Source organism: Pseudomonas sp. YL2 (assembly GCF_023063025.1).
Lineage (GTDB): Bacteria > Pseudomonadota > Gammaproteobacteria > Pseudomonadales > Pseudomonadaceae > Aquipseudomonas > Aquipseudomonas putida_A.
In genome coordinates this window covers 14,779-35,847 of record NZ_JAJSLU010000027.1, presented here as the reverse complement: position 1 = coordinate 35,847, position 21,069 = coordinate 14,779, and the positions used below count along the sequence as shown (strand labels likewise).

17 protein-coding genes are annotated in these 21,069 nt (G+C 58.9%); 12 read left to right on the top strand and 5 right to left on the bottom strand.

The features are described 5' to 3' along the window. The first annotated feature begins 31 nt into the window (after window positions 1-31). Entirely contained in the window at window positions 32-1,408 is a 1,377-nt protein-coding gene (locus tag LVD08_RS26905) for an MFS transporter (RefSeq protein ID WP_247269687.1), read from the top strand. A gap of 178 nt (window positions 1,409-1,586) precedes the next feature. Here LVD08_RS26905 and LVD08_RS26900 read toward each other — a convergent pair whose 3' ends face one another. From LVD08_RS26900 to flgA, 4 genes are all read right to left on the bottom strand, one after another. Continuing rightward, on the bottom strand, window positions 1,587-2,333 hold the full coding sequence (locus tag LVD08_RS26900) for a flagellar brake protein (RefSeq protein ID WP_027612274.1): 747 nt from the start codon (window positions 2,331-2,333) through the stop codon (window positions 1,587-1,589). A 92-nt stretch (window positions 2,334-2,425) separates the two neighbouring features. After that, window positions 2,426-2,893: a flagella synthesis protein FlgN gene (locus LVD08_RS26895; protein ID WP_007963060.1), complete on the bottom strand. Its 468-nt coding sequence runs from the start codon at window positions 2,891-2,893 to the stop codon at window positions 2,426-2,428. A 48-nt stretch (window positions 2,894-2,941) separates the two neighbouring features. Continuing rightward, a complete protein-coding gene (gene flgM, locus LVD08_RS26890; RefSeq protein WP_007917589.1) occupies window positions 2,942-3,268 on the bottom strand; it encodes a flagellar biosynthesis anti-sigma factor FlgM in 327 nt (108 codons plus the stop codon). A 160-nt stretch (window positions 3,269-3,428) separates the two neighbouring features. Beyond that, a complete protein-coding gene (gene flgA, locus LVD08_RS26885) occupies window positions 3,429-4,190 on the bottom strand; it encodes a flagellar basal body P-ring formation chaperone FlgA (protein ID WP_247269686.1) in 762 nt (253 codons plus the stop codon). A gap of 82 nt (window positions 4,191-4,272) precedes the next feature. Here flgA and LVD08_RS26880 point away from each other — a divergent pair, with 82 nt between their 5' ends. The 9 genes from LVD08_RS26880 to LVD08_RS26840 all read left to right on the top strand — a co-directional run bounded on the left by LVD08_RS26880 (window position 4,273) and on the right by LVD08_RS26840 (window position 14,137). After that, on the top strand, window positions 4,273-5,205 hold the full coding sequence (locus LVD08_RS26880) for a chemotaxis protein CheV (protein ID WP_103368760.1): 933 nt from the start codon (window positions 4,273-4,275) through the stop codon (window positions 5,203-5,205). A gap of 46 nt (window positions 5,206-5,251) precedes the next feature. Beyond that, window positions 5,252-6,079: a protein-glutamate O-methyltransferase CheR gene (gene cheR, locus LVD08_RS26875; protein ID WP_007963053.1), complete on the top strand. Its 828-nt coding sequence runs from the start codon at window positions 5,252-5,254 to the stop codon at window positions 6,077-6,079. A 367-nt stretch (window positions 6,080-6,446) separates the two neighbouring features. After that, window positions 6,447-6,854 carry a flagellar basal body rod protein FlgB gene (flgB, locus tag LVD08_RS26870; protein WP_007917581.1) on the top strand — a complete coding sequence of 136 codons (408 nt, stop codon included), beginning with the start codon at window positions 6,447-6,449 and terminating at the stop codon, window positions 6,852-6,854. 3 nt (window positions 6,855-6,857) lie between these two features. Further along, window positions 6,858-7,301: a flagellar basal body rod protein FlgC gene (flgC, locus tag LVD08_RS26865; RefSeq protein ID WP_003227217.1), complete on the top strand. Its 444-nt coding sequence runs from the start codon at window positions 6,858-6,860 to the stop codon at window positions 7,299-7,301. Between the two features lie 15 nt (window positions 7,302-7,316). After that, entirely contained in the window at window positions 7,317-8,042 is a 726-nt protein-coding gene (gene flgD, locus LVD08_RS26860) for a flagellar hook assembly protein FlgD (protein WP_027612278.1), read from the top strand. A gap of 30 nt (window positions 8,043-8,072) precedes the next feature. After that, window positions 8,073-9,389: a flagellar hook protein FlgE gene (flgE, locus tag LVD08_RS26855; RefSeq protein ID WP_027612279.1), complete on the top strand. Its 1,317-nt coding sequence runs from the start codon at window positions 8,073-8,075 to the stop codon at window positions 9,387-9,389. Between the two features lie 190 nt (window positions 9,390-9,579). Continuing rightward, a complete protein-coding gene (locus LVD08_RS26850) occupies window positions 9,580-10,740 on the top strand; it encodes an efflux RND transporter periplasmic adaptor subunit (RefSeq protein ID WP_247269685.1) in 1,161 nt (386 codons plus the stop codon). Then, complete coding sequence (locus LVD08_RS26845) at window positions 10,737-12,755, top strand: MacB family efflux pump subunit (protein WP_431061434.1); 2,019 nt, start codon at window positions 10,737-10,739, stop codon at window positions 12,753-12,755. Before LVD08_RS26850 ends, LVD08_RS26845 begins: the two co-directional genes overlap by 4 nt. Further along, a complete protein-coding gene (locus LVD08_RS26840) occupies window positions 12,752-14,137 on the top strand; it encodes an efflux transporter outer membrane subunit (protein WP_247269684.1) in 1,386 nt (461 codons plus the stop codon). The genes LVD08_RS26845 and LVD08_RS26840 overlap by 4 nt, the downstream gene beginning before the upstream one ends. A gap of 757 nt (window positions 14,138-14,894) precedes the next feature. Here LVD08_RS26840 and LVD08_RS26835 read toward each other — a convergent pair. Continuing rightward, entirely contained in the window at window positions 14,895-17,789 is a 2,895-nt protein-coding gene (locus LVD08_RS26835; protein WP_047599692.1) for a ribonucleoside-diphosphate reductase subunit alpha, read from the bottom strand. Window positions 17,790-18,645: 856 nt separating this feature from the next. Here LVD08_RS26835 and LVD08_RS26830 point away from each other — a divergent pair. Both LVD08_RS26830 and LVD08_RS26825 read left to right on the top strand, forming a co-directional pair. Further along, on the top strand, window positions 18,646-19,368 hold the full coding sequence (locus LVD08_RS26830; protein ID WP_064588756.1) for a response regulator: 723 nt from the start codon (window positions 18,646-18,648) through the stop codon (window positions 19,366-19,368). After that, window positions 19,365-20,975: an ATP-binding protein gene (locus LVD08_RS26825; protein WP_098965099.1), complete on the top strand. Its 1,611-nt coding sequence runs from the start codon at window positions 19,365-19,367 to the stop codon at window positions 20,973-20,975. Before LVD08_RS26830 ends, LVD08_RS26825 begins: the two co-directional genes overlap by 4 nt. The last annotated feature ends 94 nt before the right edge of the window (window positions 20,976-21,069 follow it).

The following is a 21,069-nucleotide window of genomic DNA, read 5'->3' as shown; positions in this document are numbered from 1 at the left end:
TACTCACTGCAAGGAGCCGCTCGGAACGCCGATGCGCCAAATCTGGAAATCCTTTCGAGCGCTGTATTTCGCCTCGCTGATGATGTTGATCGGCTCGGGCCTTCTATCTACTTATCTGGCATTGCGCCTGGCTGCTGACCATGTCGACGGACTGTGGGTCGGTGCGCTGATGGCGGCCAACTATTTCGGCCTGGTACTGGGCGGCAAGATCGGTCACCGCTTGATTGCCCGGGTCGGCCACATTCGAGCGTATTCGGCGTGTGCCGGGATCGTCGGCGCGGCGGTGCTCGGGCATGGCCTGGTCGACTGGCTGCCGGCATGGCTGGTGCTGCGGACCATCGTCGGTCTGGGCATGATGTGCCAATACATGGTGATCGAGAGCTGGCTCAACGAGCAGGCCGACGCCAACCAGCGTGGGCTGGTGTTCAGCGGCTACATGATCGCTTCGTATCTGGGGCTGGTGCTCGGTCAACTGATTCTGGTCATGCACCCGGGCCTCGGTCTGGAGCTGCTGATGCTGGTCGCGCTGTGTTTTGCCCTGTGTCTGGTGCCGGTGGCGCTGACCCGCCGGATTCACCCGGCGCCGCTGCATCCGGCACCGATGGAACCGCGCTTCTTTATCAAACGAGTGCCGCAATCGTTGAGCACGGTGCTCGGTGCTGGTCTGATCATTGGCTCGTTCTACGGTCTGGCGCCGCTGTATGCCTCGCAGCAGGGGCTGTCGACCGAGCAGGTCGGTCTGTTCATGGGTAGCTGCATTTTTGCCGGGCTGCTGGTGCAGTGGCCGTTGGGCTGGTTGTCCGACCGTTATGACCGGGCGCTGCTGATCCGCTGCTTCGCCGGGTTCCTCGCGGTGGCGGCGTTGCCGTTGGCGATCCTGCCGCAGGTGCCGCTGGAAGTTCTGTTTGTCGTCGGGTTCATGTGTTCGCTGGTGCAGTTCTGCCTGTATCCGTTGGCAGTGGCGTTCTCCAACGACCACGTCGAGGGCGATCGCCGGGTGTCGCTGACGGCGATGCTGCTGGTGACTTACGGTGTCGGCGCCAGTATCGGGCCGTTACTGGCCGGTGTGCTGATGAAGCTGTTTGGCAGCCAGAGTCTGTATGCGTTCTTCAGCTTCTTTGCGTTGGTGCTGGTGTGGCGCATTCGCCCGAAAGCGGTGACCAATCTGCATCAGGTCGACGACGCGCCGCTGCATCACGTGGCGATGCCGGACAGCATGTCCAGCTCGCCGTTGGTGGCAGCACTCGATCCGCGAGTGGATGAGCAGGTGGTGCAGGAGCAGATGCAGACCACGGTTACGCCAGAACCGGAGCCAGAACCCGAAGTGCAGCCTGAAGCGGCGGTGGAAGCTGATCCGGCTGATGAGGGGGATAAACCAGCACCGGACATCAGTGGGGCCAGACCCTGAAATGTGGGAGCGGGCTTGCTCGCGAAGGCGGCGTGTCAGCCAGCATCAATTTTTAATGTCGGGCCGTATTCGCGAGCAAACCCGCTCCCACAATGGATCTCCAGTCGCCGCGAGATTAAATCGCGCATAAAAAAGGGCAGTCCCGCCAAGGACTGCCCTTTCTATTTGCCTGTAGGAATTACAGATCGTCTTTATCGAACCGGCGTGCTTCACGCTGCAACTGATAGACGAAGCGTTCGACGTTGCGCGCCGCCTGGCCGCTGATGTTGTGGAAACGTAGGCCGGCGAAAGTGATGTTGAGCTTTTCTTCGAAGTGCAGATAACGCAGTTCGACCGAGATCGGTTGATTGCCAAACAGCGGGGTGGCGATCATGCGATCGTAGACCTGGCCCAGTTGCAGGCGGTCGGTGATGTCGCCTTCAAAGCGCAGCTTGCAACCGGTGGCGGAAATATCCAGCAGTTTGCCGTTGATCGGCGCCTTGAGCTTTTCGCCGCCGAGTTCGACGCTGACCAGGTCAGTCAGCTTCAGGGCTGCACGAAAGGCGTTGCGGCGCTGGTGGTAAACGACTTCGGTCGGCAGTTCGCCGGTGTAGAAGCGATCGCCCTCGGACTCTTCAATGTTCAGCTTACCGGTGCATTCCCAGGCGATGCGCACGCCCTCGTGGAAGCCTTCGACCTTGAACGGTTCGCCCGCCTGCAGAAAGCGCTCGCCATCGCGCGGGATCATTTCGTCCAGGGCAATCGTTGCGGTTTCGCGGTCGACCTTGATCAGGTAGCTCTGAAAGCGCTGGCTGCGCTCGTGGAACGTGATGATCAGCGGATCGTGGCTTTCTTGCAGCTGGCGCAGGTTGCTGGAGATTTCCAGGGGCGTGGTCAGCACCTTTGGTGGCTGCGGACTATCATCCGCGCTTAGGGCGTTTGGCACGTTTTCTCAATCTCCAGACAAAATTTGACTACGACTAGCCAGCATTTTGCCAGCATGTTTCGCGGGTTGATAGTGCAGGCACATCGAATGGCTCACGCCTGGCTGAGCGTACGCGGCTTGGTGGGTTTGGCGAAAGTGCCCGAGGCGTCATACAACGCTGGCGGCTCGCCCCCGGTGAGGATTTTCAGCTGATTGGCCGTGGCGGCCTGCTGAATCTGGATCGACTGGCCGTTCTTGACGTTGGCCGCCTGGCACTGGGCAATCAGGTCGGTGAGCACATCGCTCTGGGCCAGCAACTGGTCACCAATGCTCGAGTGGCTGGCCAGTTGCTCCAGGCCCTGACGGTCGAGCGGCAGGTTGAGGCTGGCGAGGATTTCGCTGCGCTTGCGGCCATGCTGTTCAAGCAAAATGATCAATGCCTGTTTGCGCGCCAGAATGTCTTCGAGCAAAGGCATGTCACGACCGTGCAAAGCGAGGGACTCGGTTTGCAGCAACTCCAGCAATTGTTGAGCTGGAGCAAAGTCGTCGGTGATCAGTTGCAATAAATTAGTGTCGTGCATGGCTGGCCTTGGGTTCTAAGCGTCCAAAAGCCTGGCGCCGGCAAAAGCCTAACGCTGGGCTTCGAAGTTGAGCAGTTTGCTGGCTACACGGTTGCTGTCGACTTTATAGCTGCCATCGGCAATCGCTGCTTTCAACTCGGCCACCCGGGCTTTGTCGACGGCAGGCTGATCGCGCAGCTTGTCAGTGACCTTCTGCAACTGTTGAGCCTCATTGCTGAGGTGTACCGATTCCCCGCTTTTTGCGGTACTGGCCGTTTCGGCCTGGGTATTCAGCGGCGCGGAGGTGCCGGATTCGGCGGTTTCCTTGGCGTTGCTGGTACGTGTACTGCCCGTAAGTGACGAGGAGCTGTTCAAACGGCTGAAATCGATGACCATGTTAAAAACCTCTGGGAATTTGGACGCTTGCCATGTTCTCGGCCATTCCCTGGAAAACTTTAGGCTCACTTTGCAATGAGCTGCATGTGCCGAAGCGTGTTCTGCTGCGGCACAGTTTAGGGAAGCATCGAGGCCGGCGCCAGTTTTCTGCCTGAGCGTTTTACATGGCCACTTCCACCTGACCCGGCGCGATGACCTGCGCCTTGATCACCCGGTTGGAATTGAGGTTTTTCACCCGGATCTGTTCTTTCAAACCGCCATTGGCCAGGGCTTCGCCGGGCATGCGCACGGCGAGCGTACCGCTGCGGGCGATGATGACCACCTGATCACCCTTGCGCACCACTTCAGCCTGTTCCAGATGCACCAGGGTAATCACCTGATCGGCGACCGTTGGTCGGGTCAATTTCTGCCCGATGGCTTCATCCACCGACGTCAGGAAACCCTGATTGATCTGGCTGATGTCGCGTTCACGCAAGGTCACATCCTGCGGCTCGATAATTCCGGCGCGTTTCAGCGGGCGGGTGGTGGTAACAATTTCGCGAAACAGGCGGACTTGAGCGGGCACGAACACCGTCCACGGCGAGGTTCCTTCGCACCGGACCCTGACCGTTACCCGGCCCAGCGGACGGGCCGGACTCTCCAGCGACGCTGTCAATTCCTTGTCGCACATAGGCATGCGCATACGCGGGTCGAGCTGGTTGACCTCGATTTCGTAGCGGCCTTCCGTTTGACTGGTAGCCAGATAGTCTTCTACGGTGAACTCAAGAAAGCCTTGGGTGACGCCGATAAGCATGTCAGGCAAGGTAACCGTATCAGCACCGGCAGGGCTGCCAGCGAAGAAGAAGTGGACGGCAGACACCGCGCACAGCGCTTTGCGGGTGCGGGAGGTCAGGCGTCGGAAAAATGTCGTTTGAGCGTTCATACGAGTTAAAAAGCAAGCGCCGTGCCGTTTAGCAATGAATGTGCGTCGCAACAACACTTGGCGTTGGTGTAGGAGTCTGGGCATGGCTGGTGTAATGGATTCGGTGAACCAGCGCACGCAACTGGTGGGGCAGAATCGCCTGGAGCTGTTGTTGTTCCGTCTTGACGGTCAGCAGCTCTACGGCATCAACGTGTTCAAGGTGCGGGAAGTGCTGCAATGCCCGTCGCTGACGTTGATGCCCAAGTCCAGTCCTGTCGTGTGCGGGGTGGCGAATATCCGGGGGGCGACCATTCCGATCCTTGATCTGGCAATGGCGACCGGTTCCGGGGCGTTGAAAGATAAGAACAGTCCGTTCGTGATCATCACGGAGTACAACACCAAGACCCAGGGTTTCCTGGTTCGCTCGGTGGAGCGCATCGTCAACATGAACTGGGAAGAGATCCATCCGCCGCCCAAGGGCACCGGGCGCGATCACTACCTGACCGCTGTGACTCGGGTCGACAATCAGTTAGTCGAAATCATCGATGTCGAGAAGGTGCTGGCGGAAGTGGCGCCGACGCCCGAGGCGATTTCGGTCGGTGTGGTCGATGTCGAAACCCAGAGCAAGGCGTTGTCGCTGCGGGTGCTGACGGTCGATGACTCGTCGGTGGCGCGCAAGCAGGTCACGCGTTGCCTGCAGACGGTCGGGGTCGAAGTGGTGGCGCTGAACGACGGCAAGCAGGCGCTGGATTACCTGCGCAAGCTGGTCGAAGAGGGCAAGAAGCCGGAAGAAGAGTTCCTGATGATGATTTCCGACATCGAGATGCCGGAGATGGACGGGTACACCCTGACGGCGGAGATCCGCAGCGACCCGCGCATGCAAAAGCTTCATATCATCCTGCATACTTCGTTGTCGGGGGTATTCAATCAGGCGATGGTCAAGAAAGTCGGTGCCGATGACTTCCTGGCCAAATTCCGTCCTGATGACCTGGCATCCCGGGTAGTCGACCGGATCAAAGCAGCAGATATCAGCTAGGGACCTTTTGTCCCTGGCGGTCAACACGATTTAAGAGGCGGCATCATTGTCTACGGGTAATTTGGATTTCGAACAATTCCGGGTCTTCCTGGAAAAAGCCTGTGGCATTTTGCTCGGTGAAAACAAGCAGTACCTGGTCTCGAGCCGTCTCAACAAACTGATGGAGCAGCAAGGCATCAAGTCCCTGGGTGAGCTGGTACAGCGCATCCAGACCCAGCCGCGCAGCGGTTTGCGCGAGCAGGTGGTCGATGCCATGACGACCAACGAAACCCTGTGGTTTCGGGACACCTATCCGTTTGAAGTCTTGAAGAACAAGGTGCTGCCCGAGGCGATCAAGGCCAGTCCCAACCAGCGTCTGCGGATCTGGTCGGCGGCGTGCTCGTCGGGTCAGGAACCGTATTCGCTGTCGATGTCGATCGACGAGTTCGAGCGCAGCAACCTCGGTCAGTTGAAGATGGGCGTGCAGATCGTTGCCACGGACTTGTCCGGCAGCATGCTGACCAACTGCAAGACCGGCGAGTACGACAGCCTGGCGATCGGTCGCGGTTTGTCCGCCGATCGTCTGCAGCGCTACTTCGACCCGAAAGGGCCGGGGCGCTGGGTGATCAAGGCGCCGATCAAGAACCGGGTGGAATTCCGTTCGTTCAACCTGCTCGACAGCTACGCGAGTCTGGGCAAGTTCGACATCGTGTTCTGCCGCAACGTGCTGATCTATTTCTCCGCCGAGGTGAAGAAAGACATCCTGTTGCGCATTCACAGCACGCTGAAGCCGGGCGGGTACCTGTTCCTTGGCGCGTCCGAAGCGCTGAACGGTTTGCCGGATCATTACCAGATGGTCCAGTGCAGTCCGGGGATCATTTACCAGGCGAAGTGATTGCACGGGCAACACGAGAAACGGGAGTCCTTGGGGGCTCCCGTTTTTTTGTGCCTGAATTATCTCCCTCACGCACCACAAAATCCCCTGTGGGAGCGGGCTTGCTCGCGAAGGCGGTGTGCCAGGACAACAAATATTGACTGACACGACGCCTTCGCGAGCAAGCCGTCGCTCCCACAGTTGTCCGGTGTTGGCGAGAGCACGCAAGCGGCAGAAAAGCGGCAGCCAGCGGAACCCGGTTGCCGCTTTTCTGGCATTGCCGCTTTGCCGGCTCCTCGCAAAGCCCCGGTTTATGGGGGTTGTTCTGTTTGGCACGGCGCTTGCTAAAGCTCAGGTACGAAAAACCGGTCACCCGAAGGTTCCCGACATGAGCATCAGCTTCGATAAAGCGCTCGGCATTCACGAAAAGGCACTGGGCTTCCGCGCCCAGCGTGCCGAAGTGTTGGCCAACAACATCGCCAACGCCGATACCCCGAACTACAAGGCTCGGGATCTGGACTTCTCCAAAGTGCTTGAAGCACAGACCCAGAAGAACGCCAACGGCACCATCGCCCTGAACATGACCAACAGCCGTCACATCGAAGCTGAAGGCCTGGGCAATGGCGACGAGTCGCTGATGTATCGCACGCCGATGCAGCCTTCGATCGACCAGAACACCGTGGACGCTCAGCTTGAACAGTCGAACTACGCGGAAAACGCGGTCGGCTTCCAGGCCAGCTTCACCCTGCTCAACAGCAAATTCAAAGGGCTGGTGTCAGCCCTGCGCGGAGAGTAATCCATGTCCCTGTCCAGCGTTTTCAACATTGCCGGCAGCGGCATGAGCGCACAAACCACGCGTCTGAACACCGTGGCTTCGAACATCGCCAACGCCGAAACCGTTTCGTCGAGCATCGACCAGACCTACCGCGCCCGTCACCCGGTGTTTGCCACCATGTTCCAGGGCGGCCAGAACAGTGGCAGCAACTCGCTGTTCCAGAGCCAGGACGCCGCAGGGCAGGGCGTGCAGGTACTTGGCGTGGTCGAAGACCAGAGCAACCTCGAAGCGCGTTACGAGCCGAACCATCCGGCCGCTGACGCCAAAGGCTACGTCTACTACCCGAACGTGAACGTGGTGGAAGAAATGGCTGACATGATTTCCGCGAGCCGGTCGTTCCAGACCAACGCCGAAATGATGAACACCGCCAAAACCATGATGCAGAAGGTACTGACCCTCGGTCAGTAATAAGGGGCGACTGCCATGAGCGTTACCGATACCACCAGCAGCCTGAGCATGAATGACATCTTGGCGAACTCGTCGAAAAAGACCAGTTCGACCACCGGTGGCATTGCTTCGGCCACCAACAGCGCCACCGGCGGCCAGGCGCTGGGCAAGGATGCGTTCCTGCAACTGCTGGTCACCCAGCTGAAAAACCAGAACCCGCTCGATCCGCAGGACAACAGTGCCTTCGTGGCGCAGTTGGCGCAGTTCAGCAGCCTTGAGGGCATTACCACCCTCAACAGCACCGTCAGCTCGCTGGCCGGCAACTACAACTCGTCGCAGGCGCTGCAGGCGTCGTCGCTGGTCGGTCGCAACGTGATCGTGCAGACCAACAGCGTGCAGATGGACGACCCGAGCAAGGGCATGACCGGTTCGGCCACCGTGCCGTCGTCGATTGCCGGCGGCACGGTCACCATCACCGACAGCAGCGGCGCGATCGTGCGAACCATTGATCTGGGCAGTCGCGCCGCAGGCAGCGCGAGCTTCACCTGGGACGGCAAGGACAAGGACGGCAATCTGGTGAAGGCCGGGACCTACACCGTCAAAGCCAACGCATCGATCAATGGCACCGCGACCGACCTGGCAACGTACCTGCCAGCCACGGTCAACAGCGTGACCATCAGCCAGACCGGTGGCGAGCTGATGCTCAACCTGTCCGGCAAGGGCACCGTCGCCCTGTCCAAAGTACAAACCATTGGTATATAGAGCCGACTAACCGGCACAAAGGAGTGGAATATGTCTTTCAATATCGGCCTTAGCGGTCTCTATGCAGCCAACAAACAACTGGACGTGACCGGCAACAACATCGCCAACGTCGCGACCGCCGGTTTCAAATCGTCCCGTGCAGAATTCGCAGACGTCTACTCGGCCACTCGCCTGGGTACCGGCAGTAAGGTCATCGGCAACGGTGTGCGTCTGGCCAACGTATCCCAGCAGTTCACCCAGGGTGACATCAACAACACCGGTAACGTGCTGGACATGGGCATCAACGGTTCGGGCTTCTTCACCATGAGCAACAACGGCTCGATCTCCTACACCCGGGCCGGTACGTTCAAGGTCGACGATAAAGGCTACATCACCAACACCGACTACACCTCGCGTCTGCAGGGCTACGGCGTGGATGCCAACGGCAAGGTCATTAACGGCGTACTGACCGACCTGAAGATCGACACCTCGAACCTGGCGCCAAAGTCCACCTCGCTGGTGACGTCGACCATCAACCTGGACTCGACCGCTCCGGTGATCGACGACACAGCGCCGGCCGGCAAATTCGACCCGACCAACCTCGCGACCTACACTAAATCGTTCAGCACGCCGATCTATGACAGTCAGGGCAACATGCACCCGATGGATCAGTACGTGGTCAAGACCGGTGCCAACACCTGGAAGGTCTACACCCTGGTAGACGGGCGTAACCCGGACGCTACCGGTAGCGATCCGAAGGTCACCGCGCCGACACCTTCGACCATGACGTTTGACTCCGCTGGCAAACTGACTCAGGTCAGCACCCTGCCTGGTCCGGTGATCAGCAGCGACTTGAAGCTCAGCGGCTGGGTTCCGGGTAACGTGGTCAACGGTACCTTCAAACCTAACGGTGCCGCCGCGAACACGGCCGGCATTACCATTTCGATGGCGCAGACTACCCAGTACAACGCCGATACCGCCCGTTCGATCCCGACCCAGGACGGCTATGCTACTGGCCAGATCACTAACCTGACCATCGACGGTACCGGTACCCTGTTCGCCAACTTCAGCAACAACCAGAACAAGGCCATCGGCCAGGTTGCGCTGGCCAGCTTCACTAACGAGCAGGGCCTGCAAGCGATCGGTGGAACGAGCTGGAAGGAAACGTTCGCCTCGGGTATCCCGGGTTATGACGCTCCGCAAACCGGTACCCTGGGTTCCATCCAGTCCAACTCGCTGGAAGAGTCGAACGTTAACCTGACCAACGAGCTGGTAGACCTGATCAAGGGCCAGAGCAACTATCAGGCGAACGCGAAGACCATTTCGACCCAGAGCACCATCATGCAAACCATCATTCAGATGACCTGATATCGATGTTTTGTAAAAAGCTGTAACGGAAAGCCCCTCTTTGAGGGGCTTTCTTGTTTAATGCGCGCGCCGGGGGCCACTCGTCTGCGGCATCGTATTTGTGCCGGCGTATTCATGCGCTTGCTCAGGCAACACCCGGGCGCCAATGAACGGTTCGCCCAACCACAGACAGGGATGTAACGATCACTCCATGGTTTTTTTCTCTCGCTCCCGATTCGTCCTCGGGACGTTGTTCGTCAGTGCATTGCTGGTCTGGTTTATAGGGGGGCAGGGCTGGGGCGCCACGCCAAGGAAATATCTGACCACGACCGTCACCGTCGAGGATCTTGAAGAAACCGTATTGGCCAGTGGTACGGTCAAGCCTTTCCAGCAAGTCAGTGTTGGCGCACAGGTCAACGGGCAACTCCAGAGCCTGAAGGCCGGGTTGGGCGATACGGTGCGCCAAGGTCAGCTGCTGGCCGAGATTGACCCGTTGTTGCCACAGAACGAATTGCTCAAGTCACGGGCAGCATTGCTCAGTGTCCGGGCACAATATAAGGCTCGACAGGCGCTGATTCGCCAGTACGAACTTGATTTTCGTCGCAAGCAAAGTCTGGTTGCCAGTGAGGCCGGTTCGCGGGCTGATCTGGAAATAGCCGAAGCGCAATTGCAAAGCTCACGTGCCGAACTGGCTTCCCTGGCTGCGCAGATTTCCCAGGCGGAGATAGAAATCCGCATCGCCGAAGTCAACCTTGGCTATACGCGTATCAGTGCGCCGATGGACGGGGAAGTCATTGCCGTGGTGACGAGGCAGGGGCAGACCGTCGTTTCCGCGCAAAGTGTCCCGACTTTGCTGATCCTGGCCCGACTGGACCGGATGACGGTCGAGGCGCGGATATCCGAAGCTGACGTGGTTCGAGTCAAGCCAGGCCAGGCGGTGTCCTTCAGTATCCTGGGCGACCCGGATCGGCGCTTTGAAAGTCATATTCGGGCGGTAGAACCGGCGCCAGAGTCCATTGCCCGGCAGGACACGATGCAGGGTAGCGGTGGCTCGACTGCTGGCGGTGCCGACGCAGCGGTGTACTACAACGCTCTGTTTGACGTGCCCAATGACGATCGTTCGTTGCGCACATCAATGACGGCGCAGGTCAGTGTGCTGCTCGCTTCTGCGCCAAAAGCCACAATGGTGTCGGTGGCTGCGTTGGGCAAGCGTGCCGCGGATGGCCGCTATGAAGTGCGTCGACTGGTTGATGGTCAGTTGCAGACGGTGCTGGTCAAAACCGGTTTGCGCAATGACCTTAATGTTCAGGTATTGGACGGTCTCAAGGAGCATGACGAAGTTGTCCTCGGCGAAGAGCCGGAGCCTCAATGAGCAGCGCGAACGATCTTCGCGGCTTGACGCCGGATGCGATGAACGACGTGTTGCCGGCCAAGCCGCTATTGTCCCTTGAAGGTGTGCAGCGTTGGTTCGCTGATGGCGAGGCCAGAACGCAAGTGTTGCGGGACGTGAATCTGACCATTGGCGCCGGTGAAATGGTGGCGATTATCGGTCCGTCCGGCTCCGGAAAATCCAGCCTGATGAATATCCTCGGCTGTCTGGATCGTCCCTCCGCCGGTCGCTACTGCATCAACGGTCTCGACATGGCCGGTATGAGCAGCGATGAGCTGGCGACATTGCGTCGTGAGCATTTCGGGTTCATTTTCCAGCGCTTTCATTTGCTGTCGCATTTGAGCGCCGAGGCCAACGTCCAGGTGCCGGCCATTTACGCCGACCAGTCGTTTATCGAATGTCAGCAACAGGCCAGGGCATTGTTGCAACGCCTGGGGCTGGGGCAGCGCCTGCAGCATCGACCGGGGCAGCTTTCCGGTGGTCAGCAGCAGCGGGTCAGTATTGCCCGTGCGCTGATCAATGGTGGCGCGGTGATCCTGGCTGACGAACCCACCGGCTCGCTGGACTCACGCAGTGGTGAAGAGGTAATGGCCATCCTGCGTGAACTGCACCATAGCGGCCACACTATTATTATCGTGACCCATGACGTGCAGGTGGCGCAGCACGCTGACCGGATTATCGAGATTCATGACGGAGAAATCGTCGCGGATCAATCGAATGCCAGCCGAAAAGTGCCTGCGGCGCAGGTCGCCGAGGCTGGTGAAAGTACGCAAGATCAGGGGCGCGAAGTAGCGGCGGTGCAGTGGCGTCGCTTCAGCGAGGCTTTCAAGATGGCCTGGGTTTCCCTCTGCAGCCATCGTATGCGTACATTGCTGACCATGCTGGGGATCATCATCGGCATCGCCTCAGTGGTGTCGGTGGTCGCTTTGGGGCAGGGTGCGCAGACCCGAGTACTGCGCGATATCAGCGCCATGGGCACCAATACCATCGATGTTTATCCTGGCAAGGACTGGGGGGATGAGCAGGCCGCCTCGATCCGCACCCTGCAACCTGTGGATCTGCGGATCATCCAGGGGCAGTCCTGGGTCGACAGCGTCTCGGCGATGGTCAATGGCAGCCGAACGATTCGCTATCGCAATCTGCATGTCAGTGCCACCGTCAATGGTGTCGGCCACGATTACTTCCAGGTGATGGGCATCCGCATGAGCAAGGGGGCGGTGTTCAGTGCCAGCGATGTAATGCGCCGCGGCCAGACCCTGATCATTGATCACAATACTCGACAACGGCTGTTCAAGGAGTGGGAGCAGCCACTGGGCAAAGTCATCCTGGTGGGCGGCCTGCCTTGCACGGTGGTAGGGGTCATGGAAAGTCGCGATGACGGTTTTTCAGGGCCAAGCCTGCAGGTCTATCTGCCTTATACGACGGTGATGGGGCGCTTGTTGGGGCAGAGCCATTTCAATTCGATCAAGGTTCGGCTCAGGGAGCAGGTTGCCAGTCCAGCAGCAGAGCAAGCACTGCAAACATTGTTGGTGGCACGTCATGGGCGCGCGGATTTTTTCCTCAGCTCCAGCGACAGCATCCTTAAAATCGTACAGAAAACCACAGACACACTGACCCTGCTGATTTCTGCGGTGGCGCTCATTTCACTGTTGGTTGGTGGTATCGGCGTGATGAATATCATGCTGGTGTCGGTCACCGAGCGCACCCGGGAGATTGGCATCCGCATGGCGGTCGGCGCGCGGCGCACGGACATCCTGCAGCAGTTTTTGATCGAGGCGGTGCTGGTCTGTCTGCTGGGGGGCTTGTTGGGTGTCCTGCTTTCGTTGTTGATCAGCCAGGTGTTCGGCTATTTCGTGCAGACAATCGTTATGGAATTCACGGCTTTGGCCATGATTTCAGCGTGTTTGTGTTCGCTGCTGGTCGGCGTGTTGTTCGGTTATATCCCGGCGCGCAATGCCGCCCGGCTTGATCCCATTCAGGCGTTGTCCAGAGAATGAAGTACACCAAGCGCAAGTGGATCTGGGCATTGCCATTGCCTTTGTTGTTGGGCGGCTGCAGCGCTCTGCTGCACAGCGAATATCGTCAACCGCAAGTGAAGACGCCGGCCTTCTGGTTTGGCGACGCATCCCGTGAGCGCTCATTGAGTGTGCGAGAGCGATGGTGGGAAACGTTTGATGATCCACGTCTGAACGCCTTGGTCGACGACGCCCTGGCGCGCAATAACGATCTTGCAGTTGCTGCGCTCAGAGTGCGTCGGGCAGCGCTTCAGGCAGGGCTCACCGGCACCAATATCACGCCCGATCTGGACGTGGGGGCGGGGGCGGACTGGAGCAGGAATCTACATCGAGACAATTCAAGCCAGCGTCGATTTTCCACGAGCGCGACGGTGCGTTACGAAGTCGATTTGTGGGGGAAACTGGCGAGTACGCGCGATGCCGGGCAATGGTCGCTGTTGGCGACCGACTTTGACCGGCGTGCCAGCGCGCTGAGCCTGGTGGGTACGACGGCGCGCCTGTATTGGCAGATCGGCCTGTTCAACGAACTGGTCCGGTCTGCGCGGGAAAGTATCGGGTACGCCGAGCAGACGTTGCAACTGGTGCAGTCTCAACATCTGGCGGGTGCGGCGACGGGTCTTGAAGAGGCACAAGCCGAGCAGGTGTTGGCCACGCAGCGTGCTGTATTGAGTGACTATTTGCAGCAACTTGAAGTGGCGCGCAACGCACTGGCCATTGTCTTTGATCAGGCACCCGAGCATCGGTTTGCAGAACTTGTGCAATTACCTTCGACGGCATTGGCGAGTGTGCCGGCAGGCTTGCCGGCTGATCTGGTTGATCGACGTCCGGATTTGCAGGCGGCTGAATGGCGATTGCGCCAGGCGCTGTCGAACTATGACGCAACGCGTGCCAGTTTCTATCCCTCGTTCACCCTGACGGGCGGTCTGGCTACTGGCGGTAGTCGAGAGTTAAGCCAAGTGCTCAATAACCCTGTCGGTCTATTGGGTGTTGGTATCAGTCTGCCGTTTGTGCAATGGAATGTTCGCAAGTACACAGTGGGTATATCGGCGGTGGACTATGAGGCGGCGATAATCGACTTTCGTCAGAGCCTTTATATCGCGCTGGCGGAAGTTGAAGACGCCCTGTCGGCGCAAGTGCAGTTGGCTGATCAGGGGGGACGGCGAGAGCAGGCTCTGGTCGCCGCAATGAAAGCCGAAGGGTTGGCCGAAATTCGTTATCGCAGCGGGCAAACGGGTATCAAGGAGTGGCTGGATCTGCAAGAGAGCCGGCGTGCCGCGCAAATTTCACTGGCGCAGAATCGCTTCGAGCGACTGCAGGCGCAAATGGGACTGTACCTGGCGCTGGGCGGAGGCTTCGCGCGTTAATTTATTGCGCAGACAAACGTTAACTTATTGGGATGTTGTTTTAAATTAGGGAAGATTGTGCCGCGTGTCTGGTTTTAGTTAGCGTATTTTTTTGATTTGGGTCAGTGGTTTGTATGCAATTAATGTTGTAGGTCTTTGCGTGGTTGTTGATTTTTTTTGAGTTGATTTAATTAATAAATAGTTTTGGTTGTGGGGGTTTTATTTATTGTTTTTAGTTGTTTCGCAATGTAAGGTGCGCGCTCTTTCGTCAGGGCCTTGATGAATGATGGGTGTTCGGTTTACAACACTCTTACTGCTGTCTCTGGTTGTGTCGGCAAGATGATGATCTATGAAGTTATTGCGCTGACGACCATTTGAGACGTTTATTTGAAATGGAGATCGTTATGTCGCTACGTATGGGTTTTGGTCTGACTTTGGCCGCAAGTTTGCTGTTGGGTGCAGTCGTTGTTCAAGCTGCACCGGCTTCCTGGTGGCTTTATCAGTCGGCTTCGACCGGCCGTACTATGTGCAGCAACGTTCCACAAGCCAGTGGCTGGGTTCGTGTTGCCGGTCCTTACAATAACGGCGGCTGCCGATAGTAAGCACCAATAAGGAGGCTCCTTCTGTGAAGGGGCCTTTTTTGTATCGGCTGAACCCTGTTCATTAGAGCCTTGGTGTTTGGCAGACAAAAGAAAACCCCCGACAAACCAGAAGTCTGTCGGGGGTTTTCTTTTGCCTGGAAGCATCAGGCGTCTCGCGACGCCTGGCCCGGCTCAGCTTATTGGCAAGCTTCGCAATCCGGCTCGTCGATCGCGCAAGCCTTTGGCACTGGAGCTGGACCTGCCGGAGCTGCCAGAACCGAATCGTCGCCGTGGTTGCCGCCGCTGGAAACAGCGTTCAGCTTGCCGGTGTTGATGGTCGACTTCTCGGTGCTGGTCGCGGCCAGGGCACGGAGGTAGTAAGTGGTTTTCAGACCACGGTACCAGGCCATGCGGTAGGTCACGTCGAGTTTCTTGCCCGAGGCGCCGGCGATGTACAGGTTCAGCGACTGGGCCTGGTCGATCCACTTCTGACGACGGCTGGCGGCGTCAACGATCCACTTGGTGTCCACTTCGAACGCGGTCGCGTAGAGCTCTTTGAGTTCTTGCGGGATGCGCTCGATCTGCTGAACCGAACCGTCGTAGTACTTCAGGTCGTTGATCATGACCGAGTCCCACAGACCGCGCGCCTTGAGGTCGCGAACCAGGTACGGGTTGATCACGGTGAATTCGCCCGACAGGTTCGATTTCACATACAGATTCTGGTAGGTCGGTTCGATCGACTGCGATACGCCGGTGATGTTGGCGATGGTCGCGGTCGGTGCGATGGCCATGATGTTGGAGTTACGAATGCCTTTCTGTACGCGGGCGCGAACCGGTGCCCAGTCCAGGGTTTCGTTCAGGTCAACGTCGATGTACTTCTGGCCACGTTGCTCGATCAGGATCTGTTGCGAATCCAGTGGCAGGATGCCTTTGGACCACAGTGAACCGTTGAAGGTCTCGTAGGCACCACGCTCGTCTGCCAGGTCGCAGGACGCCTGGATCGCGTAGTAGCTGACCGCTTCCATCGACTTGTCGGCGAACTCGACGGCAGCGTCGGAACCGTAAGGGATGTGCTGCAGGTACAGCGCGTCCTGGAAGCCCATGATGCCCAGACCGACCGGACGGTGGCGGAAGTTGGAGTTCTTCGCTTGCGGCACCGAGTAGTAGTTGATGTCGATCACGTTGTCGAGCATGCGCACGGCGGTGTTCACGGTGCGTTGCAGCTTGGCGGTGTCCAGCTTGCCGTCGACGATGTGGTTCGGCAGGTTGATCGAGCCCAGGTTGCAAACGGCGATCTCGTCCTTGTTGGTGTTCAAGGTGATCTCGGTGCACAGGTTCGAGCTGTGAACCACGCCGACGTGCTGCTGCGGGCTACGCAGGTTGCACGGGTCTTTGAAAGTCAGCCATGGGTGGCCGGTTTCGAACAGCATGGAGAGCATTTTGCGCCACAGGTCTTTGGCCTGGATGGTCTTGAACAGCTTGACCTTGCCCGGGTACTCGGTCAGGGCTTCGTAGTACTCGTAGCGCTCTTCGAAGGCTTTACCGGTCAGGTCGTGCAGGTCCGGCACTTCGGAAGGCGAGAACAGGGTCCACTTGCCGTCATCGAAGACACGCTTCATGAACAGGTCAGGGATCCAGTTGGCGGTGTTCATGTCGTGGGTACGACGACGATCATCACCGGTGTTCTTGCGCAGTTCGATGAACTCTTCGATGTCCATGTGCCAGGTTTCCAGGTAGGCACACACAGCGCCTTTGCGCTTGCCACCCTGGTTAACGGCTACAGCGGTGTCGTTCACCACTTTCAGGAACGGAACCACGCCTTGCGACTTGCCGTTGGTGCCTTTGATGTACGAACCCAGGGCGCGCACAGGGGTCCAGTCGTTGCCCAGGCCGCCAGCGAATTTGGACAACATGGCGTTGTCGTGGATCGCGTGGTAGATGCCCGACAGGTCGTCCGGAACGGTGGTCAGGTAGCAGCTCGACAGCTGTGGACGCAGGGTGCCGGCGTTGAACAGGGTCGGAGTCGAAGCCATGTAGTCGAACGAGGACAGCAGGTTGTAGAACTCGATCGCACGGTCTTCTTTCTGCTTCTCTTCGATCGCCAGGCCCATGGCCACACGCATGAAGAAGATCTGCGGCAGTTCGAAACGCACGCCATCCTTGTGGATGAAGTAACGGTCGTACAGGGTCTGCAGGCCCAGGTAGGTGAATTGCTGATCGCGCTCGTGGTTGATCGCCTTGCCCAGTTTTTCCAGGTCGAAGGTGGCCAGCACAGGGTTCAGCAGTTCGAACTCGATACCTTTGGCGATGTAAGCCGGCAGCGCCTTGGCGTACAGGTCGGCCATTTCGTGGTGAGTGGCGCTCTCGGCCACACCCAGGAAACCCAGACCTTCGGCACGCAGGGTGTCCATCAGCAGGCGAGCGGTGACGAACGAGTAGTTCGGCTCACGTTCAACCAGGGTACGCGCGGTCATCACCAGCGCGGTGTTGACGTCGTTCAGGGCCACGCCGTCGTACAGGTTTTTCAGGGTTTCGCGCTGGATCAGGTCGCCGTCGACTTCAGCCAGGCCTTCGCAGGCTTCGGTGACGATGGTGTTCAGGCGGCCCATGTCCAGCGGCGCGAGGCTGCCGTCAGCGCGGGTGATACGGATCGACGGGTGCGCATTGACTGCCGCTTCGACCGGGGCGTGGGCAGCGCGTTCTTTCGAGCGGCCGTCACGGTAGATCACGTAGTCGCGAGCGACTTTCTGCTCGCCGGCACGCATCAGGGCCAGTTCGACCTGGTCCTGGATTTCTTCGATGTGGATGGTGCCGCCCGACGGCATGCGACGCTTGAAGGTCGCGGTGACCTGTTCGGTCAGGCGGGCAACGGTGTCGTGGATTCGCGACGAAGCGGCAGCGGTGCCGCCCTCAACTGCGAGAAACGCTTTGGTGATAGCGACGGTGATCTTGTCATCGGTGTAAGGAACGACAGTGCCATTGCGCTTGATCACGCGCAGTTGACCAGGCGCGGTGGCGGCCAGATCCGAATTCGAATCGGCGGCCTGCGGCAAGGTGCCCTGCGGGTTCTCGCGAGTTGTGTCGGTTTGCATGGGGGGTGATCTCCACATTCTCTATGTTTGTTTGGGCACCATCATGGTGCTCACCGTTCTGATCCGAAGCACTACAACCGACGGGCGTCGGGCATAACAACTTCGGACCAGTAGGAAAAAGGCTAATGACGCCGCATCCTTGCCGAAGTTTTTGGCTGCGAGCCAGGGCTCGAGCCGGATTCCTTCCCGGATGACAGTCATGACTGCAACACCCGTACCGTTCCGGTCGTTTCCGACCTGAAAAACGGTGCCATCCGCAAGTGCGGTTTGGGCTTTGAAAAACTTGCTTGGTTCAACCGGAAACAGGCAATAAAGCGCTTGAGTTTCAGGCCCGAAATGTGGTTGGGCGTTTGAGCGGAAAACCCTATATGTAGGGTCTCTCCTCGCGCCGTGCTACAAGATAATGCGTTTCGAGAGGGCTTGCAACGTACTAGCTGTGGATAAACCTGTGCGTAAATTGTGTAAGAAACCAGGAATTCCCGTGTAGGCCGCGAACCTGCTGAGCTAGACCGTTTGTCACTGTTTTTCACTTGGGAAAAACGCTTCAGCGGATTTTTAAGGGCGCGAACCCTATCACAAAAAACCGCCTTGTCCGAACGCATTTGCCGACTTGTGTTCTGGTTGTACGCCGTTTATACAATCGGGCGGTGTTTACCCATTCTTATCCTCCCGAAAGATGACAAAAAGACGGGAGGATCTACAACTGTGGGAGCGAGCCTGCTCGCGAAAGCGTTGGATCAGGCAACATTGATGCTGAACCTGCCGACGCATTCGCGAGCAGGCTCGCTCCCACATGGATTGTGCTGCGTCGTACGGTTCTTCCTTTATTAATAAAAACAGCAAGCAGAGGTCACCGGTGGAGCAAGAAGCCTGGCAGGTATTGATAGTCGAGGATGACCAGCGTCTGGCCGAACTCACCCGCGAATACCTGCAAGCCAATGGATTGCGCGTGGAGATCGAAGGCAACGGCGCGCTGGCGGCGGCGCGGATCATCAAGGAGCAGCCGGACCTGGTGATCCTCGACCTGATGCTGCCCGGCGAAGACGGCCTGAGCATTTGCCGCAAGGTGCGCGACCGTTACGACGGGCCGATCCTGATGCTCACCGCGCGCACTGACGACGCTGACCAGATTCAAGGCCTCGACCTCGGCGCTGATGATTACGTATGCAAACCGGTGCGCCCACGGCTGTTGCTCGCTCGCATTCAGGCTTTGCTGCGACGCAGCGACACAGCCGAGCCGATCGCGGAAAAAAGCCGTCGCCTGCAATTTGGTCCGCTGGTGGTGGACAACGCCTTGCGTGAAGCCTGGCTCAGCGACAGCGGCATCGAACTGACCAGTGCCGAATTCGACCTGCTCTGGCTGCTGGTGTCGAATGCCGGGCGGATCCTCTCTCGCGAAGAAATCTTCACTGCGCTGCGCGGCATCGGCTATGACGGCCAGGATCGCTCGATCGATGTGCGCATCTCGCGCATCCGCCCGAAAATCGGTGATGACCCCGACCATCCGCGGCTGATCAAGACCATCCGCAGCAAAGGCTATCTGTTCGTCCCTGAAGCCTGTGTGGATCTGGCGTTGTGAACTCGATCTTCCTGCGCATCTATGGCGGCATGTGCGCGGCGCTGATTCTGGTGGCAGTGCTTGGTGTGCTGGCGCTGCACCTGCTCAATCAGGTGCGCAGCGAGCAATACCGCGAGCGCCTGGCCCACGGCACGTTCTCGCTGATGGCCGACAACCTGCAACCGATGAACGAAACCGAGCGCCACCGGGCGTTGTTGGTCTGGGAGCGTCTGCTGGGGATTCCGCTGGCACTGAAGAAGTTTTCCGAGACCGATCTGGATCTCTCTCAGCGCGCCCGGGTGCAGCGCGGTCAGGCCTTGGTGGAGCAGACCGGCCCGCATGCGGCGCGAGTCTATCGGCTGGTCAGCGACAAGGAACAGCTGCTGCTGACCGGTGACGTACAACAGATCAGCGAGCAATTGGCCCGCGCGACTATTTATCTGTTGGCCGATGAACTGGTACGGGTGCCGGTCGGCGAACAGCCCAAACGACTGGCGCAGTTAAAGGAAGAGAAAGGCTTCGGTTTTGATCTGCGGCTGGTCACGGTCAACGAGGCCGACATGGACGAAGACCAGAGCCGCCGGGTGTCCGAGGGCGATACAGTGATGGCGCTGGGCAAGGGCGGGGATTCGATCCGGGTGTTTGCCGGCATGGTCGGTACGCCGTGGGTGCTGGAGATCGGCCCGCTGTATCAGATGAATCCGTATCCGCCGCAATGGCTGGTGTTGATCGCTGCCCTGGGCCTGACCTTGATCGGTCTGATCGTATATCTGCTGGTGCGTCAGCTCGAACGACGTCTGCGCGGACTTGAAGCCGCGGCCACGCGCATCGCCAAGGGCAGCCTGGAAACCCGCGTGCCGGCCCGCGGAGCTGACTCGGTCGGGCGACTGGCGGCGGCGTTCAACGGCATGGCCGAGCATCTGCAGCAGTTGCTGGCGATCCAGCGCGAGCTGGTGCGTGCGGTGTCCCACGAACTGCGCACGCCGGTGGCGCGCCTGCGTTTCGGGCTGGAGATGATCGGCTCGGCCACCACCCCGCAGGCGCTGGAAAAATACCGCGAGGGCATGGATCACGACATCGAGGATCTCGATAAGCTGGTCGACGAAATGCTCACTTACGCGCGGCTGGAACAGGGTTCGCCAGCGTTGACCTTTCAGCGCATTGACCTCGATGCGCTGGTCAATCAGGTGATCGCAGAACTGGCGCCGTTGCGTGCCGAGGTCACGGTGCAGCGCGGGTTGTGCCTGTCAGCGGCGGACAACGATGGCGCCTGGGTTGAAGCCGAGCCGCGCTTCCTGCATCGGGCGTTGCAGAATCTGGTGAGCAACGCGATGCGCCATGCACGCTCTAACGTCACGGTGAGTTATCAGGTCGGGCAGTTGCGCTGTCGGGTCGATGTCGAGGATGACGGGCCGGGTGTGCCGGAGTCGGCGTGGGAACGGATCTTCACGCCGTTCCTGCGTCTGGATGACAGCCGCACCCGGGCCTCTGGTGGGCACGGGCTGGGGCTGTCGATTGTGCGGCGGATCATTCACTGGCATGACGGTCGGGCGCTGATCAACAAGAGCAAGAGTCTGGGTGGGGCTTGCTTCAGTCTGAGTTGGCCGAGGAATCAGGAGCGCCGTTGAGTTTTGTGTCAGCAGAAATGACGCCTTCGCGAGCAAGCCCGCTCCCACAGGGGAATGCATTTCAAGGGTGGGAGCGGGCTTGCTCGCGAAGGCG